We start from the raw sequence: 6,081 nt of genomic DNA on the forward strand, positions 1-6,081 counted from the left end.
GGGAAATATGACTCTCTACTTACATTATTGGACGCTAATTTCTTTTTCGTTGTTGATCATCACTAGCCCGTTTTGGTCAATGATGCCTGATTGGCATTACATTCTTGTTTGCGCAGTTTGTTTGATGATTTCCATCAAGTATAGGCAAGCAAGATTAGTTGTCGGGTTAGCGTTAGCGTGTGTCGTCATACTTGTACACGGCAACTTACTGCGATATCAAACTGAAACGCTCTTTCAAGCAGGAGAGAATATTAGCATAACTGCAGAGGTTGACAGCATTTTTCAACCAACAAATCACGGCTTTCATGGGATTGTTTTAGTTAGATCAATCAATGGATACGACTTGAGCAGTTTGTATCAGCCAAAGATTCGTTTGAAAATAGTACACCACTTGCAACTAGGTGATTTACTGGAAGCGCACGTTAAGTTAAGCCCAATCACAGGGCTAATGAATGAGGTGGGTTTTGATGCTGAGAAATATGCGTTCTCACAAGGTATAGTCGGTGAGGCCAGAGTCGTTTCAAATCAAAGTTACTTTATCGTTAATCGCTCGTCAATTCGGGGGCTTGTTGTTGAGCGCATATCGAATTCGATTGATTCATTCCCTCATTCCCCGCTTTTCAAGGCATTACTGTTTGGTGATCGAAGCGAACTGACTTCTGAAACATGGACGAAGTTACAACACAGCGGTTTGAGTCATCTGGTATCGATCTCTGGATTGCACATTGGGATTGTTTTTGGATTGGGCTGGTGGTTTGGGTTAGTGCTTTTAAGGTTTCATCCAAGACTAAGTAAAAGCTGCGTGGTCGTCGGACTGGGCCTCGCATTTGGTTACGCTTGGTTAGCGGGATTCTCTATTCCTACCAAACGCGCCTTTCTAATGTGTGCTTTATTGTGTTTGATTCAGTTGAGAGCAGGTGAGCTAGGCTATTTCTATAAGTGGCTATTGGTGTTGAGTGGTTTACTAGCACTTGATCCATTTTCTGTCGCTTCTTCGAGTTTATGGATGTCGATGCTTGCGGTGGGGCTAGTTTTCATCTCCCTCTCTTTACGTATTAACGCTCAAGGAGCGTGGTGGTTAAAAGCGTGTCGGTTGCAGTTGTTCATCGTACTCGCAATGTCACCACTGGTTGTGTATCTGTTTAATGGAGTCAGCCTCAGTGCGGTTCTATACAACCTAGTATTCGTCCCTTGGTTCTCCGTGATTGTTGTTCCTCTTCTGTTTACTGCCTTTGTGTATGAGTTGTTATTTAGTAATGCTGGCTTAATTTGGCAGGCTGTGGATCTGAGTTTAACAGTTGTGACTTGGGCAATGAATTACGCCCATTGGGGATGGGTTGATGTTTCGAGCGGTCAGTTAAAATGGCTGGCAGTGGGTATTGTATGGTTAGTTTTATATCCAGTATTGACCAACCAATCACGTGCGGTTTTTGCCTTGATAGCTGTGCTGTCGTTTAGCAATTGGCGCTCTCAACCTTTATGGCAACTGGTTGTCCTTGATGTCGGCCATGGTTTAGCTGTCATAGTAAACCAAAACGAACAGAGTCTACTTTACGATACGGGCGCTGCATGGAATGAGTCGAGTATCGCTGAAAGGGTAATATTCCCTTATATGAGTTGGAAGGAGCGAAGAAATATTGACTACTTGGTACTTAGTCATCTCGATAACGATCATGCCGGAGGATGGCAAAAAATTGCAGAACGGTTTGCGCCAAACAAGATTCTGACAAGCCAAAAAAACATTGGCAATACGCTGTGTGTCCAAGGTCAGCTCTGGCAATGGCATCAGATAGAGATACAAGTCATGTGGCCACCCAATGTAGTATCTCGTGCATACAATCCGCACTCTTGTGTCATTAAGCTCACACATGTTCTAGAAAAAAGCAGTGTCCTACTGACAGGAGACATTGAATCAATAGCGGAATGGATGCTGATTCGTCAGGTGCCAGTGTTGGAAGCGGATGTAATCCTAGTCCCTCACCACGGAAGTGCAACTTCTTCATTGCCTTTGTTTATTGATGCGGTGAAGCCTGTCTTGGCGATTGCATCGACCGCGAAAAGTGGGCGTTGGTCATTACCAAATAAAGATGTAGTTGATAGATATCAAGATAGAGGAGCCCAATGGCTAGATACGGGCTCCTCAGGTCAAGTGGTGGTGGATTTTTATCCAGAAAACACTTACATACGTACTCTTCGTGATGGGAAAGGGGGGAGTTGGTATAGGCAGATGCTGCGTAAGGGAGTAGAATAGAAGGAATATTGTAAAAGAAAATAAGCACTTCTATGTCACTGAATCAAGACGAAACAACTTGGAAAACGTTTAAGCGACTTTGGACCTACATTCGTTTGTACAAAGCAGGTTTAGCGGTTGCCGTTGTTGCACTGATTGTTAACGCAGTTGCTGATACCTACATGGTTTCTTTGCTAAAGCCACTTCTTGATGAGGGCTTTGGTAACGCCGAGTCTAATTTCTTACGAACTCTTCCCTTTATTATCTTCGGAATGATGGTTGTCCGAGGCCTTAGTGGGTTCGTCTCTACCTATTGTCTAAGCTGGGTATCAGGCAACGTCGTTATGATGATGAGACGTGCCATCTTTAATCAGTTTATGCACATGCCAGTCTCATATTTCGATAAAGAGTCCGCTGGTGGTTTGTTATCACGTATTACTTATGACTCTGAGCAAGTAGCGGGTGCGACTAGCCGAGCGCTTGTCAGCATTGTTCGTGAAGGTGCAAGTATCATTGGTCTGCTAGTACTGATGTTCTGGAACAGTTGGCAACTTTCGCTTGTTCTGTTTGTGGTTGCACCATTAGTCGCTTGGGGAATTGGTGTCGTTTCCAAACGATTCCGTAAAATCTCAAAGAACATGCAAGAAGCAATGGGTCACGTGAGCTCTTCAGCAGAGCAGATGCTAAAGGGACATAAGGTTGTTCTCAGTTACGGTGGTCAAAGTGTCGAGCGTGAACGTTTTGATACAGTCAGCAACCAGATGCGTCAACAATCGATGAAACTGGTTGCAGCACAAGCGATTGCTAACCCTGTTATTCAGGTGATTGCGTCAATTGCACTTGTTGTCGTTCTTTTCTTAGCAAGTGTTGACTCAATCCGTGCTGAACTGACCCCAGGTACGTTCACAGTCGTCTTCTCTGCTATGTTTGGCCTTATGCGCCCACTTAAAGCCTTGACCAACGTAACTTCTGATTTCCAACGTGGTATGGCTGCGAGCCAAACGTTGTTTGCGCTGATGGATTTGGAAACAGAGCAAGACAACGGTAAATACGAAGCGGATAAAGTGCGCGGTGAGCTTTCAGTTAAAGACGTAACCTTTAGTTATGAAGGTAAAGAAAAACCAGCACTGAGTAATGTTAGCTTCAATATTCCTGAGGGTAAAACGCTCGCCTTGGTTGGTCGTTCTGGGTCCGGTAAAAGTACTATTGCGAACTTGTTTACCCGTTTTTATGATGTTGATGCAGGCGAAATCCGCTTAGATGATAATGATGTACGCGACTATACGTTGACTAATTTGCGTACACACTTTGCACTCGTTTCTCAAAACGTACATCTGTTTAACGACACTATCGCAAATAACATTGCCTACGCGGCTACTGAGCAATACAGCCGAGAAGAGATAGAAAAAGCGGCGCGATTGGCGCATGCGATGGACTTTATCGACGCTATGGATGATGGACTTGATACGGTTATCGGTGAAAATGGCGCGAGCTTATCGGGTGGTCAACGTCAGCGTATCGCGATAGCGAGAGCACTATTGCGTGATGCTCCTGTACTTATTCTTGATGAAGCAACATCGGCTCTTGATACAGAATCTGAGAAAGCAATTCAGTCAGCCCTAGATGAGCTTCAGAAAGATAAGACGGTGCTAGTGATTGCTCACCGACTCTCAACCATTGAAAATGCAGATGAGATTTTGGTTGTCGATGAAGGTGAAATTGTCGAGCGCGGCAATCATAGTGAGCTGATCGAGCGTGACGGTGCTTATGCACAGCTTCATCGAATCCAGTTTGGTGCTTAATCTTGGTTGAAAAAATTTGGTTTGAAAACCATCCGCTTAAATATGTGTTGTGGCCGCTTTTGTGGCCACTCAGTGTGCTATTCGGTTTCATCAGTCGGAGTCGGCGTTTACAGTATCAATCTGGTAAGAAGCAGAGTTATAAAGCTCCGGTGCCTGTGATTGTTGTTGGCAATATCACCGCTGGTGGCAATGGAAAAACTCCGGTCGTTATTTGGTTGGTGGAGCAACTTCAAGCACTCGGTTATAAGCCAGGAGTGGTGTCTCGCGGCTATGGTGCTAAAGCTCCGTCTTACCCTTTGATTGTCGGCAGCGAAACACCCACTCAACATTGTGGTGATGAACCCAAACTCATCTTTAAACGCACCAACACACCAGTGGCTGTGTCACCCGTTAGAAGCGAAGCGGTCAAGGCGCTACTGCCTTCCGGCGTCGATATTATTATCACGGACGACGGGCTGCAGCACTATGCTTTGTCACGTGACATCGAGATTGTTGTGGTTGACGGCATGCGTCGATTTGGCAGTGAAGCGCTTATTCCTTTAGGCCCGCTACGTGAGTCTGTAGAACGACTTTCTGAAGTCGATTTGATCATCACAAATGGTGGTAAAGCGAAGGCCGGAGAAGCGGCGATGAGCTTAAGGCCTACGCATGCAGTAAACTTAAAAACGGGTGAGTATCGTGATGTCAACGAGCTTAAAGATGAGCTTGTCGCGATGGCTGGAATTGGCCACCCCGCAAGATTTTTTAAAACATTAGAAACATTAGGAGCAGCCCCAAGCGTCGAGCAAGGGTTTGCTGATCACAAAGATTTTGTACCGTCAGAGTTAGAGTCCCTTGCAAGCCAGGGCAAAAATCTAATAATGACAGAGAAAGATGCAGTAAAGTGCGCGAGTTATGCCAAAGACAACTGGTGGTTTTTACCAGTTAGTGCAGAGTTCTCTCCAGAGGATGAAACGCGCATCTTAAATATGATTAAAGAGGTTAAGGAAAGTTATGGATCACCGTCTGCTTGAGATTGTTGCCTGCCCAGTGTGTAAAGGTAAGCTGACCTTTGATAAGGACAAGCAAGAGCTAATTTGTAAGTTAGATCGCTTAGCTTACCCAATCAAAGAAGGCATTCCGGTACTTCTAGAGCCAGAAGCACGCCATATCGGCATGGATGAGGGCAAATAATGTCATTTACGGTTGTTATCCCTGCACGCTATCAATCAACGCGTTTGCCAGGAAAGCCGCTTGCTGACATCGGTGGCAAACCAATGATCCAGTGGGTGTATGAGCAAGCGATACAAGCAGGTGCAGATAAGGTTATTATCGCAACTGACGATAACCGTGTAGAGCAAGCTGCATTAGCGTTTGGCGGTGAAGTATGCATGACGTCACCTGATCACGAATCGGGCACTGAGCGTTTAGCTGAAGTCGTTGATAAGATGGCCATCCCTGACGATCACATTATCGTCAATGTACAAGGCGATGAGCCATTGATCCCGCCAGCGATTATCAGTCAAGTCGCTGAAAACCTCGCGAATAGCATCGCTCCTATGGCAACGCTGGCAGTTGAGATTGACGATGAAGCTGAAGTGTTTAACCCAAATGCGGTTAAAGTACTGACAGATAAAGACGGTTATGCGATGTACTTCAGTCGTGCAACTATTCCTTGGGATCGCGATAACTTTGCCAAGCAAGATAAAGTTGTTGCTCACCCACTGATGCGTCACATTGGCATTTATGCGTACCGTGCAGGGTTTATTAATACTTACATCAACTGGGAGCCAACGGCTTTAGAGAAGATTGAGTGTTTAGAGCAGCTTCGTGTGCTTTGGTATGGTGAAAAGATCCATGTTGAAGTAGCGAAAGAAGCCCCTGCTGCTGGTGTAGATACCCCAGAAGATTTAGAAGTGGTGAGAAAGCTCATCGCACAGCAATAAAGAAAAAGGCCCGTAAGGGCCTAATGCTTGTAAGTTAAGAAGCATTTAATACCTTTTTGAAGGCCTAGTCGCGTAGCGACTGGGCCTTCTTTTTACCGCTCGTGGATAACTTCTATCCCGCCTT

General features: G+C 45.3%; 5 protein-coding genes. All 5 read left to right on the forward strand.

What is annotated here, in order from left to right; all coding sequences use genetic code 11:
• The first annotated feature begins 7 nt into the window (after positions 1-7).
• The 5 genes from F0231_RS19800 to kdsB are packed head-to-tail and all read left to right on the forward strand — an operon-like array spanning position 8 to position 5,957.
• The gene (locus F0231_RS19800) at positions 8-2,251 is read left to right on the forward strand and encodes a DNA internalization-related competence protein ComEC/Rec2 (protein ID WP_171761408.1); all 2,244 of its coding nucleotides are present in this window, start codon (positions 8-10) and stop codon (positions 2,249-2,251) included.
• 32 nt (positions 2,252-2,283) lie between these two features.
• Positions 2,284-4,032: a lipid A ABC transporter ATP-binding protein/permease MsbA gene (gene msbA, locus F0231_RS19805; RefSeq protein WP_171761409.1), complete on the forward strand. Its 1,749-nt coding sequence runs from the start codon at positions 2,284-2,286 to the stop codon at positions 4,030-4,032.
• Between the two features lie 2 nt (positions 4,033-4,034).
• Positions 4,035-5,045 carry a tetraacyldisaccharide 4'-kinase gene (lpxK, locus tag F0231_RS19810; protein ID WP_171761410.1) on the forward strand — a complete coding sequence of 337 codons (1,011 nt, stop codon included), beginning with the start codon at positions 4,035-4,037 and terminating at the stop codon, positions 5,043-5,045.
• The gene (locus F0231_RS19815) at positions 5,026-5,205 is read left to right on the forward strand and encodes a Trm112 family protein (RefSeq protein WP_171761411.1); all 180 of its coding nucleotides are present in this window, start codon (positions 5,026-5,028) and stop codon (positions 5,203-5,205) included. Before lpxK ends, F0231_RS19815 begins: the two co-directional genes overlap by 20 nt.
• Entirely contained in the window at positions 5,205-5,957 is a 753-nt protein-coding gene (gene kdsB / locus F0231_RS19820; RefSeq protein ID WP_171761412.1) for a 3-deoxy-manno-octulosonate cytidylyltransferase, read from the forward strand. Before F0231_RS19815 ends, kdsB begins: the two co-directional genes overlap by 1 nt.
• Positions 5,958-6,081: the final 124 nt, after the last annotated feature.

It is taken from the genome of Vibrio sp. RE86, assembly GCF_013114545.1.
Taxonomy (GTDB): domain Bacteria; phylum Pseudomonadota; class Gammaproteobacteria; order Enterobacterales; family Vibrionaceae; genus Vibrio.

Bases quoted from the DNA above. Each gene is read 5' to 3' on its own strand.
- F0231_RS19800 (WP_171761408.1), top strand. From the start codon at position 8: ATGACTCTCTACTTACATTATTGGACGCTAATTTCTTTTTCGTTGTTG.
- msbA (WP_171761409.1), top strand. From the start codon at position 2,284: ATGTCACTGAATCAAGACGAAACAACTTGGAAAACGTTTAAGCGACTT.
- F0231_RS19815 (WP_171761411.1), top strand. From the start codon at position 5,026: ATGGATCACCGTCTGCTTGAGATTGTTGCCTGCCCAGTGTGTAAAGGT.
- kdsB (WP_171761412.1), top strand. From the start codon at position 5,205: ATGTCATTTACGGTTGTTATCCCTGCACGCTATCAATCAACGCGTTTG.